Source organism: Actinomadura montaniterrae (assembly GCF_008923365.1).
GTDB lineage: Bacteria > Actinomycetota > Actinomycetes > Streptosporangiales > Streptosporangiaceae > Spirillospora > Spirillospora montaniterrae.
In genome coordinates this window covers 44,726-59,948 of sequence record NZ_WBMR01000002.1, presented here as the reverse complement: position 1 = coordinate 59,948, position 15,223 = coordinate 44,726, and the positions used below count along the sequence as shown (strand labels likewise).

The window sequence follows — 15,223 nt, the reverse complement described above, 5'->3', positions numbered from 1 at the left end:
TGGGCTTCACACCCCACCATCGTGGGCCTGGGGTTCCCTTGTCGGTTGCCGCCAACCCCCCCCCAACTCCGGTAGGCTCCTCGCATGAGCGAACCGCGGTGGTTGAACGAGACGCAGATGCGCGCCTGGACCGGCTTCCTGGAGACGTCCGGCCTGATCCAGCGGCATGTGGAACGGCAGCTTCGCGAGGACGCCGGGCTCACCATGATCCAGTACGAGATCCTGCACTGGGCCAACGAGTGCGCCCCCGAGCGCCGGTGCATCACCGAGCTCGCCGATCTGATGATCACCTCGCGCAGCGGCCTGAGCTACCAGGTGGCCCAGCTGGAGAAGGCCGGACTGCTCCGCCGCGAGACCGACACCAACGACGAGCGCAGGGCCATGGTCGTCATCACCGGCGACGGCCGGCGGCTCCTGGAGAAGACCGCGCCCGGGCACGTGGAGGCGGTCCGCGACGGGCTGATCGACCTCCTGACCGACGATCAGATCGCCCAGCTCGCCGACATCCTGGACGATGTGCGCACCCGGCTGCGTCCCCGCGTATTGCAGAGCGGCGTCCGCCGAAGCGGCGGCAGGCGCCGTTGACTCAAGCCCGTTCCCTCCGGAACGATCGCCCGGTTTCGCCGGCGGTGCATCCAGGGGCCCGGGTCCTGGTCACCTCCGTAGATGTCAGGCGGCCGGCTTCAGGTAGGCCGGGAGGGTCCGGTGGCCGTTGGAGATGAAGGAGTCGAGCGGAACGAGTTCGCTCGGCTTCACGGCGAGGGCCAGGTCGGGGAACCTGCCGAACAGCGCCGGCAGCGCGATCGACGCCTCCAGCCTCGCGAGCGGCGCACCGAGGCAGTGATGGACGCCGTACCCGAACGCCATGTGCTCCTTGTCGGTGCGGGTGACGTCGAAGAGGTCGGCGTCGTCGCCGTGCGCGTCCGGGTCCCGGCCGGCCGCCGCGTAACAGGCGAGGATCGCATCGCCCTTGCCGAGTCCGGTGCCGTCCTCCAGCTCGATGTCCTCGACGGCGAAGCGCAGCGGCAGGTTGGCGATCGGAGGCTCGACCCGCAGCGTCTCCTCGATGACGTCGTCCCACGTGGCGCGCCCCGCGCGGACCAGAGCCAGCTGTTCGGGACGGGTCAGCATGGCGTGGACGGCGTTGCCGAGAAGGTTGACGGTCGTCTCGTGCCCCGCGCTCAGGAACAGGACGAGCGTGTCGACCAGCTCCTCCTCCGACAGCGGCGAGCCTTCGTCCCGGGCCGCGATGAGGGCCGAGGAGAGGTCGTCCGCCGGACGCGTGCGCTTCTCCCGGACGACGCCGCGCAGGATCTCCTGCATCCGCGGAAACGCCGCGGCGGCCTCCTCCGGGCCGGTGGTCGTCCGGAAGAACGCGTCGACGCAGCGGCGGATCTCCTCGCGCGCGTCCGGGTCCCCGACTCCGAACAGCTCGCAGATCACCCTGATCGGCAGCGGGTAGGCGAAGCGGTCGCGCAGGTCCACCGCCTCGCCCGGGGCGGCGGCGTCGAGATCGTCGAGGAGCGCGGCGACGATCGTCTCGACGCTGGGACGCAGCGCGGCCGTGCGGCGCACGGTGAACGCGCTCGAGATCAGCCGCCGCAGCCGCCGGTGGTCATGGCCGTAAGCGGTCAGCATGTTCCGCACCGCGACCCAGGCGAACAGCTGCCACCCCGGCCCGACCTCCCCGTTGATGAAGGGCGGCCAGTGCAGATAGGCGTCCTTGGAGACGCGGTCGTCGGTCAGCAGCCGCCGCAGCAGCGGGGGACTGCTCACCGCCCACGCCTCAACGTCACCGGGGAGGACGACGCGCGTCGCGGGTCCGCGCGCACGTATCCGGGCGGCGTCACCCTGCACGTCGCGACCGGTGGGGTCGATGGCGAACGGCTCGTCGTTCTCGGAAGTGCGCATCGGACTCTCCGTCTGTTCGATGGGGCCGAACGGTCATCAGGACGCACGAACCGTCGCCGTGGTCGCCGCGTTGCCAGGCGGGCGGCCACGGCCTGCCCGGGGTTCAGCGATCCCCGGCACCACGTCCGGCCGAGCGTCCCCGTCCTACGGTCCGCTGGGCGACGCCCGTCCGCAAGAGGCCCCACAACGCCTTACCGGTTCGTGCAGTGCGCCCATCGGGCTCACGGCCTGGCGGTGCCGGGGGTGAGGATTTCCATCGCCCGTGACACGCAAGCCTGAGATCCAGAGCCCTTTAGGCGGATGTCATCACCGGCCGGGCCGCGTGATGCGTTCGAGCCATCGTTGGAGGAGGGCGGTCTCGGCGGGCTCCAGGGCCTCGGTCCCGGTGAGATCGAGTTGCGCGTGCAGGCGCAGCGCGGCGGTGCGCACCGGGTCGGCGTCGTCCTGGGCGGTCGGCGTGGTCAGTACGTGCGAGAACACGGCGTCGCGCATGCGGTGGGAGAGCGCGGGGTCCTCGAACAGGGCCGGCTTGGCGATGTGGTCCAGGGCGGTCCCGATGTTCGCCGAGAGGATCAGCTGCGCGGCGGTTCGCGGCTCGAGCTTCAGCGCGCCCGCCGCCGCGCACCGGGTGAGCGCCGCCACCAGCAGGTCCATCACGCGCTCTCGCGCCGTCGAGCGCGACCACGGCCGCGGAGTGAACATCAGCTGGTAGAGGGCCGGGTTCGCCTGGGCGAACGCCATGTGGCCGTCCCAGCCGGCGTGCAGGTCGGCGACCGGGTCGCCGGTCTGCTCCTGGGCGGCCTTGATCGCGGTGTACCGCTCGTAGCCGTGGTCGGCGACGGCGTCGAGCAGCCCGCGCTTGTCGCCGAACAGCCGGTAGAGGACCGGCTGGCTCACGCCGACCTCCTCGCAGACCGCGCGCGTCGCGATCTCGTGGTCCGAGGACGACGCCAGCTGCCGCTCCGCGGCCTCGATCATCGCCGCGCGAAGCGGGTCCGTCTCCGTCATGCGATCAATGATACCGACTATCGCTAGCGTCGATACGGAGCTGTGCTATCGTCACAACATAACGCCGATATCGACAACCCGTATCGACGATAAGGTCAGAGGAGTTCTCATGAGTGAGCAGCGTGTGGCCGTCGTCAGCGGCGCCTCCCGCGGGATAGGCAGGGCCATCGCGGTGGCGCTGGCGGCGCGCGGCCATGCGGTCGCGGTGGGGTTCCAAGGGGCGGCCTCCGCCGCGGCGCAGGTGGTCGAGGAGATCACGGCGTCCGGCGGGCGGGCGGTCCCGGTCCAGGCCGACGTGGCCGACGAGGACGCCGTCGCGGAGATGTTCGACGCGGCGGAGAAGGAGTTCGGCGGCGTCGACGTGGTCGTCAACTCGGCGGGACGGCTGTCGCTGTCCCCGATCGCCGACCTCGACCTGGACGAGCTGGACGCCCTGCACCGCACCAACATCCGCGGCGCGTTCGTGATGGCCCGGGAGGCCGCGCGCCGCGTCCGCGCCGGCGGCGCGGTCGTCAACCTGTCCACGTCCGTGGTCGGCCTGCAGTTCCCGGCCTACGGGGCGTACGCCGCGAGCAAGGGCGCGGTCGAGGCGATGACGCTGGTGCTCGCCCGCGAGCTGCGCGGGCGCGACATCTCGGTCAACGCCGTCGCGCCCGGCCCAACCGCCACCGACCTGTTCCTGGAGGGCAAGGACGAGGCGACGATCCGGCGGCTCGCCGAGCAGCCGCCGCTGGAGCGGCTCGGCACCCCCGAGGACATCGCCGAGGTCGTCTCCTTCCTGGCGAGCCCGGCCGGGCACTGGATCAACGGGCAGGTCGTGCGCGCGAACGGCGGAATCATCTGATGACCGCCCCGCCCTCGGCCGCCTCCCTTTGAATCACCCACCGCACGAAAGGAAACGCTCAATGCCGTTCGCCAACCTCAAGGTTCCCGCCGACACCCTGACCCCCGAGTCCAAGAAGAAGCTCATCGACGCCGTCACCGACGCCTACGCCGACGTGTACGGCGAGCGCGCCAGGGCGACCACCCTGGTCCTCGTCGACGAGGTTCCCGACGGCGGCTGGGGCCTCGGCGGCAACGTCCTCACCGCCGAGATGCTCGGCCGCAGCTGACCCGCACCGGCGCGCCGGGCCGGGCGGCCGGATGCCCGGCCCGGCGCGTCTGATAAGGAACGGGCAGGGCTCTTTCCAGGAGCCTTCCCCCTGCCGGTGAACGGCCGGCGCCGTGCGGAACGGAGATCGGTCAGTGAAACTCGACGTGCAGTTGGACGGGCGGCCGGACGAGGCCGCGGAGCGCGCCCGCGCGCTGATCGCCGCCGGAGTGGACGGCCTGTTCACCTTCGAGGGCCCGCACGACGTGTTCCTGCCGCTGATCGTCGCCGCCGGCTCGTCGGACGTGCCGCCGACCGACCTGATGACCAACGTCGCGATCGCCCTTCCCCGCAGCCCGATGAACCTCGCCAACATGGCGTACGACCTGCAGTTGCTGAGCAAGGGCCGGTTCCGGCTCGGACTCGGCTCGCAGATCAGGCCGCACATCGAGAACCGGTACGGCTCGACCTGGAGCAGGCCGGCCGCGCGGATGCGCGAGACGGTGCTCGCGGTGAAGGCGATCCTGAACTCCTGGCAGGACGGCACGCCCCTCGATTTCCGCGGCGAGTTCACCCGGCACACCCTGATGCCCCCGACGTTCGTGCCCGGACCGAACCCCTACGGCGTCCCGCCCGTCCTGCTCGGCGCCCTGGGCCCGGTGATGACGCGGACGGCGGCCGAGGTCGCCGACGGGCTGCTGGTGATGCCGTTCCACAGCCACCGGCACTTCCGCGAGCGTACGCTCCCGGCCGTCGCCGAGGGCCTGGAACGGGCGGGGCGCGCACGCCTCGACCTGTACCCGCAGGTCATCGTCGCGATGGGCGACACCGCCGAGGAGGTCGAGGCCGCGAGCTTCGGGGTGAAGGGGCTGCTGGCGTTCTACGGTTCGACCCCGGCCTACAAGCCGGTCCTCGACATCGAGGGCTGGGGGGATCTGCAGCCCGAGCTGAACGCGCTGTCGAAGGCCGGCGACATCATGACGATGATCGGCCTGATCGACGACACGATGATGCGGACCCTCGCGGTCGCCGGAACGCCGGCCGAGTGCGCGACCGAGATCAGGACACGGTTCGGCGACGTGGCCGACCGGGTCTGCGCCTATTTCCCCGGAACCACCCATCCGCAGGAGCGGATCGCGTCCCTGGCGGCCGAACTCCGCGCCGAGGGGCGGGGTTAGCTCCGGTACGGCACGGTGTCCGATTCCATGACCGTCACGACGGCGGGGTGAGTTTGGCGGCGACGGCGTCGAGGACCCACTCCAGGCCGGTCGCGAAGGACTCCTCGGCGTCCACCTCCGTGCCGTCGTACACGAATTTGGCGAGCGCCGGGAAGCGGCCCGTCTCCAGCATCGTGCTCAGATGCGGGCCGGAGGCGCGCTGCCACTCGCGCTCGGACAGGCCGGTGGCGGCCTCGGCGCGCAGGTTCGCGATCTCGCGCCTGATCGCGCCGGTGGTGTAGGCGCTGACGGTCTCGACGGCGCGTGCGACGGTGTCGAGGTCGGCGAGGCCGTCCAAGGCGGCCAGCGTGGCCTCGCCCACGGCGAGCGCGTTGGGACCCAGGGTCGGACGGCCGCCGAGCAGGTCGGCGAGCCATGGGTGCCGGAGGGCGGCCTGCCTGGTGCGGTGAGCGCGGACGCGCAGCACCTCCCGCCAGTCACCGGGCGGCTCCTCGGGGAGGATCTCTGCGTAGACCTCGTCCAGCATGAGGTCGAACAGCTCCTCCTTGGAGGAGATGTATCCGTACAGCCGCATCGGACCGGCGTCCAGCCGGGCGGCGACCTTGCGCAACGACACCGCCTCGAGCCCGCCCTCGTCGGCCAGCGCGACGGCGGCGGCGACGATCCGCTCCCGGTCGAGCGGCACGGGCCGGGTCGGCGGCTCCGGCCGGTCCCACACAGTCATGCCTACACCGTACAGTTGCGATACAGCGTATTGAGTCAATACAGTGTATCGACATGAGACGCCGTATCGCCGTGGTCGGAGCCGGCCCCGCGGGCCTGACCTTCGCCCGCGTCCTGCACCGCCACGATCACCCCGTCACCGTGCTCGAACGCGATGCCGCCCCCGACGCGCGTCCGCCGGGCGGCACGCTCGACCTGCAGGAGAAGCTGGGCCAGCGCGCACTGGACAAGGCGGGGCTGCTGGCGGAGTTCCGGGCGCTGTCACGTCCCGAGGGGCAGGCCATGCGCATCCTGGACACCGACGGGACCGTGCTGCGCGACTGGCGGCCCGGTCCGGACGACCAGGCCCACCCCGAGATCGACCGCAGGCAACTCCGCGACCTGCTGCTCGGCCCCCTGGACGTTCAGTGGGGCCGGGCCGTGAAGGAAGTGGTGCCCGGGGCGCGGGACGGCGTCCTGATCCACTTCGCGGACGGACGGCAGGAGACGTTCGACCTCGTGATCGGCGCGGACGGCGCCTGGTCCCGGGTCCGCCCGGCACTCTCGCCCGCGACACCGCACTACACCGGCGTCACCGCGGTCGAGACCTCCCTGGACGACGTCGACGCCCGCCACCCCGACCTCGCCCGCCTCGTCGGTGACGGTTCCGTGGCCGTGTACGGCGTGAACCGGGCGTTCGTCGTCCAGCGCAACAGCGGCGGCCACGTCAAGGTGTACGCCCAGTTCCGCGCGCCGCTGGACTGGCACGCGAACCTGGACCTGGCCGATGCCGAGGCCGTGCGATCGAGCCTGCTGGCTCTGTTCGACGGCTGGACCGCCCCCGTCCTGGAACTTCTCCACTACGGCAGCGTTTTCGTCCACCGCCCCCTCTACGTCCTGCCCGTAGGCCACACCTGGACCCACGTCCCCGGGGTGACGCTTCTGGGCGACGCCGCGCATCTGATGCCTCCGTTGGGGGCGGGCGCGAACCTCGCGATGATCGAGGGCGCCGAACTCGCCGAGTGCATCGCCACCGGCCCTGCGGATCTGGACGCGGCCATGCGCGCCTTCGAGGAACGGATGTGGGCGCGGGCCGGCGGATGGGCGAAGATCACGACAGACGGGCTGGAACGCCTCGTGAGCCCGGACCCCGCCGAAGCCCTCGCTCTCTTCGACGGAGTCCAGCCATCGTGACCACGGACGCCGCGTGCGCCCGTTACGGGAGTTGTAGAGGGAAGGCCGCCGCGCGGGCGTAGAGCTTGTAGAGCTTGAACGGCCCCGCGAAGGAGAGCCCGCAGGCGTTGTTGAGCACGCTCGTCGCCTTCTGGTTGGTCAGCGTCGTGCCGCGCGCCCCCGGATGGTCGATCTGGCCGCCCATGAACACCGCCATCTTGCCGAGCATGTGGTCGCGCTGGTCGGTCGTCATCTCCTGCCATGAATGGCAGGTCATCGCGGCGAGCATCGCGTCGTCGAGTTCGCCCGTGCCGGGGTGGTCGGGGTCGCCGGCGGACGCCGTCCTGGACGCGGGCGGGGCGGTGGCCTTCGGGGTCGTGAACCAGGGGCACGGGCCGCCGGGCTTCAGGTTGGCCATGCAGGTGAGCAGTTCGAGCTCGTTGCCCAGGTTGCCGAACCCGAAGCTCAGGAACGGCGCCTTGCCGTTCAGGCAGTCCGGCAGGTTGCCGGGCGAGGTGGTGACCTTGCCATTGGAGTACCAGCAGTTTCCGGAATTGCCGGGGAAGGCGTCCCACCAGAAGTCCACGCCGTTGCCGGTCATCGTGTTGCCGTAGAACTGGTTGCGGTGCGAGGTGGACAGCTTCAGCGGGTCGCACCCCGTCATGGGCTGGTCGGCGCAGACGAACGCGTCCGGGACGGCGAAGAGCATGGCCCCGCGCCGCCGGTTGTCGCGGAACGTGTTGTTGCGGACGACGTTGTCGTCACCGCCGGCGATCCACATCCCGCTCCCGACCGGGACCGGCACGGTCGGCACCACGTCGCTGTCCGCCAGGTACGGGTTGAAGTTGTTGGAGTAGAAGTCGTTCTTCTCGATGAGGTCGCCCTGCTGGGGGAAACCGGGATGCCCTGCGGCGGTGAACACGTCGGTCGTGAAGCCGAGGGCGTTGCCGTAGAAATTGTTGTGGTGTACCCAGGTGGCGCTGCCGTCGGTGCCCGAATAGCCGCTGGTGTTGTGGTGCGAGTCGCAGTACCGGATCTGCTGGCTGTAGCGCGCGGCCGGGTAGACCTTCTCGTCGCGTCCCGCATTGGTCTTCGCGCCCGACCCGGGATACAGCCCGGAGTCGCCGTTGCCGGCCGCCTCGCAGTTCTGGATCACGCCGTGGTCCTCGACGAAGGTGAGCACGCCGTACTCGCCCGCGTAGAACGTCTTGAAGCTGTCCAGCAGGTACCCGTTGCTCTCCAGCACGTAGATGTCGTGCTCGTTGGCGTGCCGGACGGTCAGGTTCCGCAGCACGAAGCCGTCGGCACGGTCGGCGCGGATGCCCACGTCCTTGGCCGAGTTCCGCGGGCCGCCGTTGCCGGACGACGGGTCGCCGGCGTCGACGACCACGTCGTCGGCGCTCACGCCCGACCCTTCGAGCTGGAGGTTGCAGCGCACGCACGAGCCCCGGTTGGGGATGCCGTGCCGGTCGACGAGCGGCGGGTCCGGGTCCTTGCCGGGTCCGGGCGTCCGGCCGAGCACGGCGACCAGGTTGGCGTCGTTCTGGCAGGTGTACTCGCCGAGGTAGGAGTACGCGCCGGTGCTCAGCTTGTACTGGTCGCACGCGGGGTCGTGGGTCGGCTTCTTGCGCGCCGTGGGCTCGGTGTAGACGCCCGGCAGCACCACGACCCGGTCGTTGTTCCGCGAGTCGGTCACCGCGGGCTGGATCTCGCTGTACCGGCACCGGTCGAACAACGCCCGGTTGATCCGCGTGAGCTCCCGCGCCGCGGCGGCCCCGAGCGTCCGATGGTCGTGCGGGCGGACGTTGTAGCCCGACTTCAGCGCCCGCTTGATCGAGGCGTCCAGCCGCTTCAGCGAATCCGGCTGGCACACCACGCGGGTCGTGCTTCCGGGGACGGTGTCGACGGCCGACGCGAGGCTCCGCGGCGTCGGCACCTTCCCGCCCGCGCACGGGCTGACGGAGCAGTCGGGACCGGGGGACGGCCAGTACGACGGCCGTTCGATGTGCGCCTGCGCCGCCTGCACCAAGCCCAGGACCAGCACGGTCGCGGCCACCAGGGGCACCCACCATTTCCCGGGAATCCGAGGCCTCATTGGGTGCTCCCTCGCTCAGCGCTCGCTCCGCCATGATCCAAACGCTTGCTCGGTGCTCATAGAAGCACGATCACCAAATCCGAGGAAGTCTCACAACGGGACTGTTATCGATCTTTCGCCTTTCTCGGTGGCGACGGCGGAGGCGGCGACGAGCGTCGCGGCGGCGAGGCCGCCCCAGAGGGCGGCCGGGCCGCGGGCGGCGAGAGCGGTGATCACCGCCGGGGAGACGGCGAGGCCGAAACCCGTGGTGAGCTGGAAGCGGGCGAGGGCGCGTCCCAGGACATGGGTCGGGACGATGGCGGTGACGAGCGCGGTGGCGCTGCCCGCATAGATGATCTCGCCGATGGTGCAGACCACGGACACCGCGGCGACGGCGGGGGCGCCCCAGCCGTGTCCCAGCGAGGTGGCCGCGAAGAAGCCGAGGTAGGACGCGGCCAGCACCACGCCGGAGAGGGCCAGCACGGTCTGCCGGGAGAAGCGGGACAGCAGGACGGTGACCGGCACCTGCAGGGTGACGACCAGCACCGTGTTGGCCACGAAGACGGCCGCCGGCCACACCGGAGACGCGTGGAACTGCGTCACCAGGACCAGAGGGACCGCGACCTCGGGGACGTTGAGGCAGAAGACGTAGACCACGTTGGCGGCGAGCAGTGCGAGCATCCGGGGCGCGGGCTCGCCGTCCCGGTCGTCGTCCCGGGCGGTCTTCGCCGGATGCGCGTGGATGCGGACCGACCATGCCAAGGCGGCTGCGGCAAGGTAGGCGAGCGCTGTGACGATCGCCAGCGCCCGCAGCGCGGTGGTGCCGCCCGCCAGGCAAGCGGTGGCGAGGAGTGCCCCGACGCCCAGGGCGGCGTTGCGGAGGGAGCGGGCCGCTGCGAGGGCGGTGTCGCGGTCTCGGCCATGGGCGACCGTGGCCACCAGCGCGGCGTGTGCGGCAGGCCATGCCTGGTTGCCGATGCCGAGGAAGAGCGCCGCCGCCGCGAAAAGCCAGACGTGCCCCGCCGGCGCGGCCAGCAGCAGCGCCACGCCCAGCACTCGCACCAGCATCGACGCCGCCACGACCGTGCTGCGCGCGCCGCGGTCCAGCCACCGGCCCACCGCGGGCATGCACCCCAGGCCTGCGACGATGCCGACCGTCATGGCGGTGCCGGTGACCGGCGCCGACAGCCTCAGCACCGTCACGCCGTAGAGCAGCAGAAAGGGCCGAAGCATGCCGGTGCCCAGCGCGTCCACGGCCAGCGCCACGGCGTAACGGGGGCCTCCGGAGGCGCGGACGAGGGCGCGCGGCTGGATTCTGGTGAGGGTCGCCATGGCGTCAGACGGTGCGTCCGGCCGCCTAGACACGGCACGTCGGTTGACCCATATCGTCAATCGGCGCCGCCACCAGGGCGTCCGGGCGGCGATGATGAGCGGATGACGCTGAGGATCGACATCAGCGGCCTGCCGTCCGAGCGGGTGCGGTTCGCCGCCTCCCCGCTGGCCGAACTGACCGCGATGCTGCACGTGCTGGCCGAACCCGGTCACCATCCGCAGTTCGCGGGCTGGGCAGCGGACGTCTGGGCCGGGCTGCGGCCCGAACTGGCCGAGCGGCTCAGGGAGGCGGAGTTCCTCTGGCGCTCCTCACAGGCCGACTTCATGATCCCCGCGCGCCCCCGGCCGACCCTCGCCGAGGAACTGGACGACGTGGACCGGATCGACGACGAGACGTACGTGACCGCCGCGCTCGTCACCACGTGCGGCAGCAACCGGGTCCACTTTCGCGGCGTGTCGCCGCTCACCGACACGACCGCGCGCGAGCGGGCCCTGGACGTGGCCCAGGCCCGCGGCGCGCTGCAGGAGGCCTTCGCGGAACGGCTGCTCGCGGACCCCGCCGCGGTCCGGGCGCGGGTGCGCCGCACCCTCGAAGAATGCGCCGAGGCGTTCTTCGACGGTGCCTGGGCGGACGTCGCGGCGCAGCTCGCCACCGATCTGCGGATGAAGAACGAACTGCTCAGGCGGCACGGCGTCGGGGCGGCGCTCGCCTCGGTCTCCGGCGCGGTCACCCTGGCACCGGACGGCGACTGCATCATCGTGGACAAGGTGCAGGACAAGGCGACCGCCGCACGCGACGCCGGTGTCACCTTCATCCCGAGCGTCTTCGGCCGCCCGCACCTGGTGGCGGTCCACGCGCCCGGATGGCATCCGGTGGTGCAGTACCCCGTCGCCGAGCCGGGTCCGGCCGAGCCGGTCTCCCTGGAGACGGTCACCCTCCGGCTGGAGGCGCTCGCGCATCCGGTCCGGCTGCGGCTGCTGCGCACCCTGGCCCGCGGCCCGCACACCACCGGCGAGCTGGCGCACTTCTGGGAACTCTCACCCCCGGAGGTGTCCCGGCATCTTGCCGTCCTGCGCCGCGCGGGCCTGCTCACGTCTCGGCGGCAGGGCCGTTACGTCCGGTACAGCCTCAACCTGTCCGACCTGACGTCGCTGGGCGCCGACCTCCTGGCCGCCGTACTGCGCTGAGCGGTGAACCCGGCGTAATCACCCCGCGTACCAAGGGCGGGATGGGGAGACGGTGAAGCGCCAGGAAGACGCCAGGTCGGGGATGGTTGGTGCCGGCCGTGCAGGCGCTGACCCGGCGGTGAGACTCATCGAAGCACTCGAAGAGGACTGCGGCGCTTGCGCGGGGACCGGCAGGACGCGCAGTGAGCAGTGGCAGGACTGGGAATTGCGCGCCGGTGAGCTCATCGCGGTGGCGCAGGCGGCGCGCCGCGCGGACGAGATGCACGCCCCTGCCGAAGCCGGAAACGCCGGAAACAATGGCAGCACACCGGCATCGAGATCGTCAGAACAGGTCACGATCCTCGCGGTCATCGATCGGGCCATCGAGGATCACATGAAGGCGCGCCCTCTCGAACCGCAGGAGAACGACTGTAGTGCTTGCGGTGGGAGCGGAAAGAAGCTGTCCCCGGTTGGGCGCCTTCTCGCCGAGATGCTGATGCGCCACGGATTCGTACGCGAAGACCGGAGCGGATAGGGGCTGAGGGAAGGCGGTAACCCCCCGGGGCATGGCAGGAGTTCGGGCGTTCGGCGCCGGGCACGGCCCTTCGCGCCCGGCGCCGGCGCTCGCGCTACCTCAGCATCGACGTCCGGTGTTGATGCAGGTGACGGCCTTGCGCATCAGGCGCGAGGACATGACGTTCTCGAAGTCGCCGTGATCGGTGATCGGCTTGTGTAGCTGCTCGGGGAAGGTGTCGAGGGCGTAGAGGGTGCCCTTGGCGATCTGCGCCTTGCTGACCTTGATGGTGTAGCCGAGCGTCATGCGCAGTTGCGGCACGGCCTTCGTCCCGGACGGGCAGGCGCCCGCGGCGTCCGGGAACACGATATGGGCGCGGTGGTTGGCGCTGTCGGTGTTCTGGCCGTCCCAGCAGCTCGGGAAATCCAGAACCCGGGTCACCCTGCTACCGGACGGGCAGATCGGGTACTTGTCAGCCGTCACACGGTCGGTGAAACCGGTGCACGTCCAGTGCGCCCGGGCGTTGGCGGTGCCGTTGGTCAGGGATTTGGCGTCGCCGGTCACGGCCCGCAGGAACCGGGGCATCGCCGTGACCTTGCTGCGGGCGTTACCGCGGTACTGGATCGAGACGGTGGAGGGCACCAGCACGCGGCCGATGTTGAGGTCTGCGGCGCTGGAATCGTTCTGGGCGGAATCCGCGGCGCTGCGCAGCCGCACGACAGGCCAGTAATACGTTGACTGGTCGCCGTTGCTGCAGGTCGTGCCGGCGCGGCTGAGGCTGCCGTCGGTGGAGAACGCGTCCGTGGACCGATTGCCCACGTAATCGTGGATATGGTGCGCACCGTTCTCGACGCCGGGCGCGACGATGAAATTGGCCGAGTTGTGATGGCCGTTCTGGTTGCGCCCGCAGCGGGACGTGAACGTGCCGCGCGACCCACTCCGGGTGGTCTTGACGCCGCCAGCGCTACGCGGCACCTGCCTTATGTCGATGAAATCCGCAGCGGTCGGATTGGCCGTGGCCTGCTGCCCGCCGCCCGCCTGACCGCCCCCGCCCGCGTCGCCGGCGCCGGTCAGGGTGCAGGGCGCCAGGGCGTCAAGGCCGGCGGGGCGCTGCGCCACCCGGCCGATCGCGGTCGCGATCCGGTTGATCGTCGCGACGCGCTTGTCCTTCAGCGGGCCCAGGATGGCGTTCTGCACGAAATTCGGGCCTCCCTGCCCCGCCGACGACACCAGCCGCGCATTCGCCTCCTTGATCTGCGTGTCGAGCTGGCCGAGGTTGCGGTCCACTTCCGCCTTGGCCTGCACCGGCACCGCCGGCAGCCGATCGGCCACGGTAGGGCACGTGATGGTCTGCGCTCGGGACGCGCTGGGCGTCGAAGCACCGGCCGGCGCCGCCCCGACGGCGGCGAAGGACGCCACGGCGAGACCGCCCCCGGCGACCAAGGCGAGGGAACGCAGGACCGAGTGCGGGCGGCGAGCATGCCCCATGGGTTCCTCCATTTTTGAAGGGTGTGAGGAAGTCCACCCGGCTCCGTTCTGCTGGTACGCACTCCACCGGCGCGATGGTTCAAAAGGGAGCGGAAAGTCGTCGGACGCGTGTTTCGCGGCAATCCCTTAGCGATCACTCAGCACTGCTTCAACACAGCCTTAAGGAACTCCGCTGAAATCCGTGCAGGGCTAACGTTCCTGATGTCGTACTCCCCGACACGCCTGCGCGCCCTCCACCTCACCCGGCCCCCAGACGCGCAGGCCGTCGGTCCTCTTCTCTGGAGGTAGCGCAGATCTTCGATGGCGTTCCGCACGAGACCGTCTACCGGTCCCGTGCGGACCCCAGCGCGCCCCGTCAACATGATCTCTCTGGCCTTCTGTGTTCTCCGGAGGCCATGATGGCGACGTGATCTCATCAGGCGGGCGGCCGCAGAAGGCGCGGACGCGAACCGCTCGGTTCGAGAGGCAACTGGCCGCGTTCGGCGAGGTGTTGGCCGCGCACCCGTTCGCCGGTGACCACCCGGAGGCGACAGCCGACATGGCCGCCGAGTTCGCGCGTGCTCGCGAGCATCTTGAGGCCGCCGAGCGGGATGCGGCCCGTGACAGGGCGCTGGCCAGGCGGGAACTGGACGCCTCCGTCGCGGCGTTGAACCGGCTCAATGCCCGTATCGCCGGAACCTTCCCGGAGAAGGCCGGAACCTTCCCGGAGAAGGAAGAGGCATCCGAGCCGAAACCGCAGGCGTCGGCTCCTGAGGCGCCGCGTTCTGTGAGCGACCGGCCCCGGCCTCGTCTGCGCGACCGGTACACGTCCAAGCAACTGGCTTTGCGCGGAGGCCTCGCAGCCTTGGCCCTCTACCTCGTCGCCGTAGCGGTGCTGGGCGGGTGGTCCATGGCGGTGGTCGCGGTGATGGGTCTGATCTTCGGATTTCCGTTGGCCTACGCCGGTGCCGATCTCGGGAAAGAGGTCCTGAGGCAGGTCTGGGGCGCCTTCAAAGGCGGCATCGTCGAGGCCGAGTACCGTCGCACGGCCAAGGCGGCGGACGGGGACGCTTGGGAGCAGCACTTCGTCTACGAGGACGCCGACGGCCGGTCGGTGACGTACCGGCGGGGCGTGCCCAAGGAATCCCTCGCGGCCCTGCCGTCACGGAAGCTCTGGCTCGTGGCTCACGGCGACGAGCCCGAATTGCAGAGCCTGTCGACACCCCTCTGGTTGACCCTTTTGCTGGCCTTCATGCTCTCGGTGTTCCTGGCCGGCGCGGTTGTGGTGGTGGGTGCCGTGCCGGGAATGCTGATCGCCGTGCTCACCGGCCACACCTTCGGCTGACCAGCATGGTGTGTTCGAGGCGGCGGATCTGCCGGCTCACCGCACGTGCAGTTCGTGGACGCCGCACGCCTGGCTGACGCTGCGCGACGGTCGATGACCACCACCGTCGCCGTGACACCCGGCGGGCGGCTGAATGTCGGGCGATCGGAAGCCGAGTGCGTTGTGGCCCACGTCACTCTTCGGGTTCGGCTCGGCCCGACGGATTCTCCGTGGGCGGCGGGTCTTGATAGCGACCGAACTCGACCACGACTCCCGGAGTGTC

At 70.7% G+C, this 15,223-nt stretch carries 14 protein-coding genes; 8 read left to right on the top strand and 6 right to left on the bottom strand.

Annotated features, from left to right (window positions below):
• Positions 1-84 precede the first annotated feature (84 nt).
• Positions 85-585, top strand: a complete 501-nt coding sequence (locus F9B16_RS01645; protein ID WP_151538000.1) for a MarR family winged helix-turn-helix transcriptional regulator — start codon at positions 85-87, stop codon at positions 583-585.
• 84 nt (positions 586-669) lie between these two features.
• On the opposite strand, the gene F9B16_RS01640 is transcribed toward F9B16_RS01645, so the two are convergent.
• Positions 670-1,911: a cytochrome P450 family protein gene (locus tag F9B16_RS01640; protein ID WP_151537999.1), complete on the bottom strand. Its 1,242-nt coding sequence runs from the start codon at positions 1,909-1,911 to the stop codon at positions 670-672.
• A gap of 306 nt (positions 1,912-2,217) precedes the next feature.
• Complete coding sequence (locus F9B16_RS01635) at positions 2,218-2,919, bottom strand: TetR/AcrR family transcriptional regulator (RefSeq protein ID WP_151537998.1); 702 nt, start codon at positions 2,917-2,919, stop codon at positions 2,218-2,220.
• Positions 2,920-3,028: 109 nt separating this feature from the next.
• Here F9B16_RS01635 and F9B16_RS01630 point away from each other — a divergent pair, with 109 nt between their 5' ends.
• The 3 genes from F9B16_RS01630 (at position 3,029) to F9B16_RS01620 (ending at position 5,187) form a co-directional block, all read left to right on the top strand.
• A complete protein-coding gene (locus F9B16_RS01630) occupies positions 3,029-3,763 on the top strand; it encodes an SDR family oxidoreductase (protein ID WP_151537997.1) in 735 nt (244 codons plus the stop codon).
• Positions 3,764-3,824: 61 nt separating this feature from the next.
• Positions 3,825-4,031 (top strand): 4-oxalocrotonate tautomerase family protein, encoded by a 207-nt coding sequence (locus F9B16_RS01625; RefSeq protein WP_151537996.1) that lies wholly within the window; start codon positions 3,825-3,827, stop codon positions 4,029-4,031.
• A 133-nt stretch (positions 4,032-4,164) separates the two neighbouring features.
• A complete protein-coding gene (locus F9B16_RS01620) occupies positions 4,165-5,187 on the top strand; it encodes a TIGR03617 family F420-dependent LLM class oxidoreductase (protein ID WP_151537995.1) in 1,023 nt (340 codons plus the stop codon).
• Positions 5,188-5,221: 34 nt separating this feature from the next.
• Here the strand turns inward: F9B16_RS01620 and F9B16_RS01615 are convergent, their stop codons facing one another.
• Positions 5,222-5,911, bottom strand: a complete 690-nt coding sequence (locus F9B16_RS01615; RefSeq protein ID WP_151537994.1) for a TetR/AcrR family transcriptional regulator — start codon at positions 5,909-5,911, stop codon at positions 5,222-5,224.
• A 53-nt stretch (positions 5,912-5,964) separates the two neighbouring features.
• On the opposite strand from F9B16_RS01615, the gene F9B16_RS01610 reads away from it, so the two are divergent.
• On the top strand, positions 5,965-7,083 hold the full coding sequence (locus F9B16_RS01610; RefSeq protein WP_151537993.1) for an FAD-dependent oxidoreductase: 1,119 nt from the start codon (positions 5,965-5,967) through the stop codon (positions 7,081-7,083).
• Positions 7,084-7,105: 22 nt separating this feature from the next.
• Here the strand turns inward: F9B16_RS01610 and F9B16_RS01605 are convergent, their stop codons facing one another.
• On the bottom strand, positions 7,106-9,157 hold the full coding sequence (locus F9B16_RS01605) for a right-handed parallel beta-helix repeat-containing protein (RefSeq protein ID WP_151537992.1): 2,052 nt from the start codon (positions 9,155-9,157) through the stop codon (positions 7,106-7,108).
• A gap of 90 nt (positions 9,158-9,247) precedes the next feature.
• Positions 9,248-10,468: an MFS transporter gene (locus F9B16_RS01600; RefSeq protein WP_151537991.1), complete on the bottom strand. Its 1,221-nt coding sequence runs from the start codon at positions 10,466-10,468 to the stop codon at positions 9,248-9,250.
• 102 nt (positions 10,469-10,570) lie between these two features.
• Here F9B16_RS01600 and F9B16_RS01595 point away from each other — a divergent pair, with 102 nt between their 5' ends.
• Both F9B16_RS01595 and F9B16_RS01590 read left to right on the top strand, forming a co-directional pair.
• Positions 10,571-11,656 carry a helix-turn-helix domain-containing protein gene (locus tag F9B16_RS01595; RefSeq protein WP_151537990.1) on the top strand — a complete coding sequence of 362 codons (1,086 nt, stop codon included), beginning with the start codon at positions 10,571-10,573 and terminating at the stop codon, positions 11,654-11,656.
• Positions 11,657-11,708: 52 nt separating this feature from the next.
• Entirely contained in the window at positions 11,709-12,170 is a 462-nt protein-coding gene (locus F9B16_RS01590) for a hypothetical protein (RefSeq protein WP_151537989.1), read from the top strand.
• Positions 12,171-12,269: 99 nt separating this feature from the next.
• Here F9B16_RS01590 and F9B16_RS01585 read toward each other — a convergent pair whose 3' ends face one another.
• Positions 12,270-13,481, bottom strand: a complete 1,212-nt coding sequence (locus F9B16_RS01585; RefSeq protein WP_225991248.1) for a DUF1996 domain-containing protein — start codon at positions 13,479-13,481, stop codon at positions 12,270-12,272.
• A 562-nt stretch (positions 13,482-14,043) separates the two neighbouring features.
• Between F9B16_RS01585 and F9B16_RS01580 the strand changes: the two genes are divergently transcribed.
• Positions 14,044-14,961: a hypothetical protein gene (locus F9B16_RS01580; RefSeq protein ID WP_151537988.1), complete on the top strand. Its 918-nt coding sequence runs from the start codon at positions 14,044-14,046 to the stop codon at positions 14,959-14,961.
• Positions 14,962-15,223 lie beyond the last annotated feature (262 nt).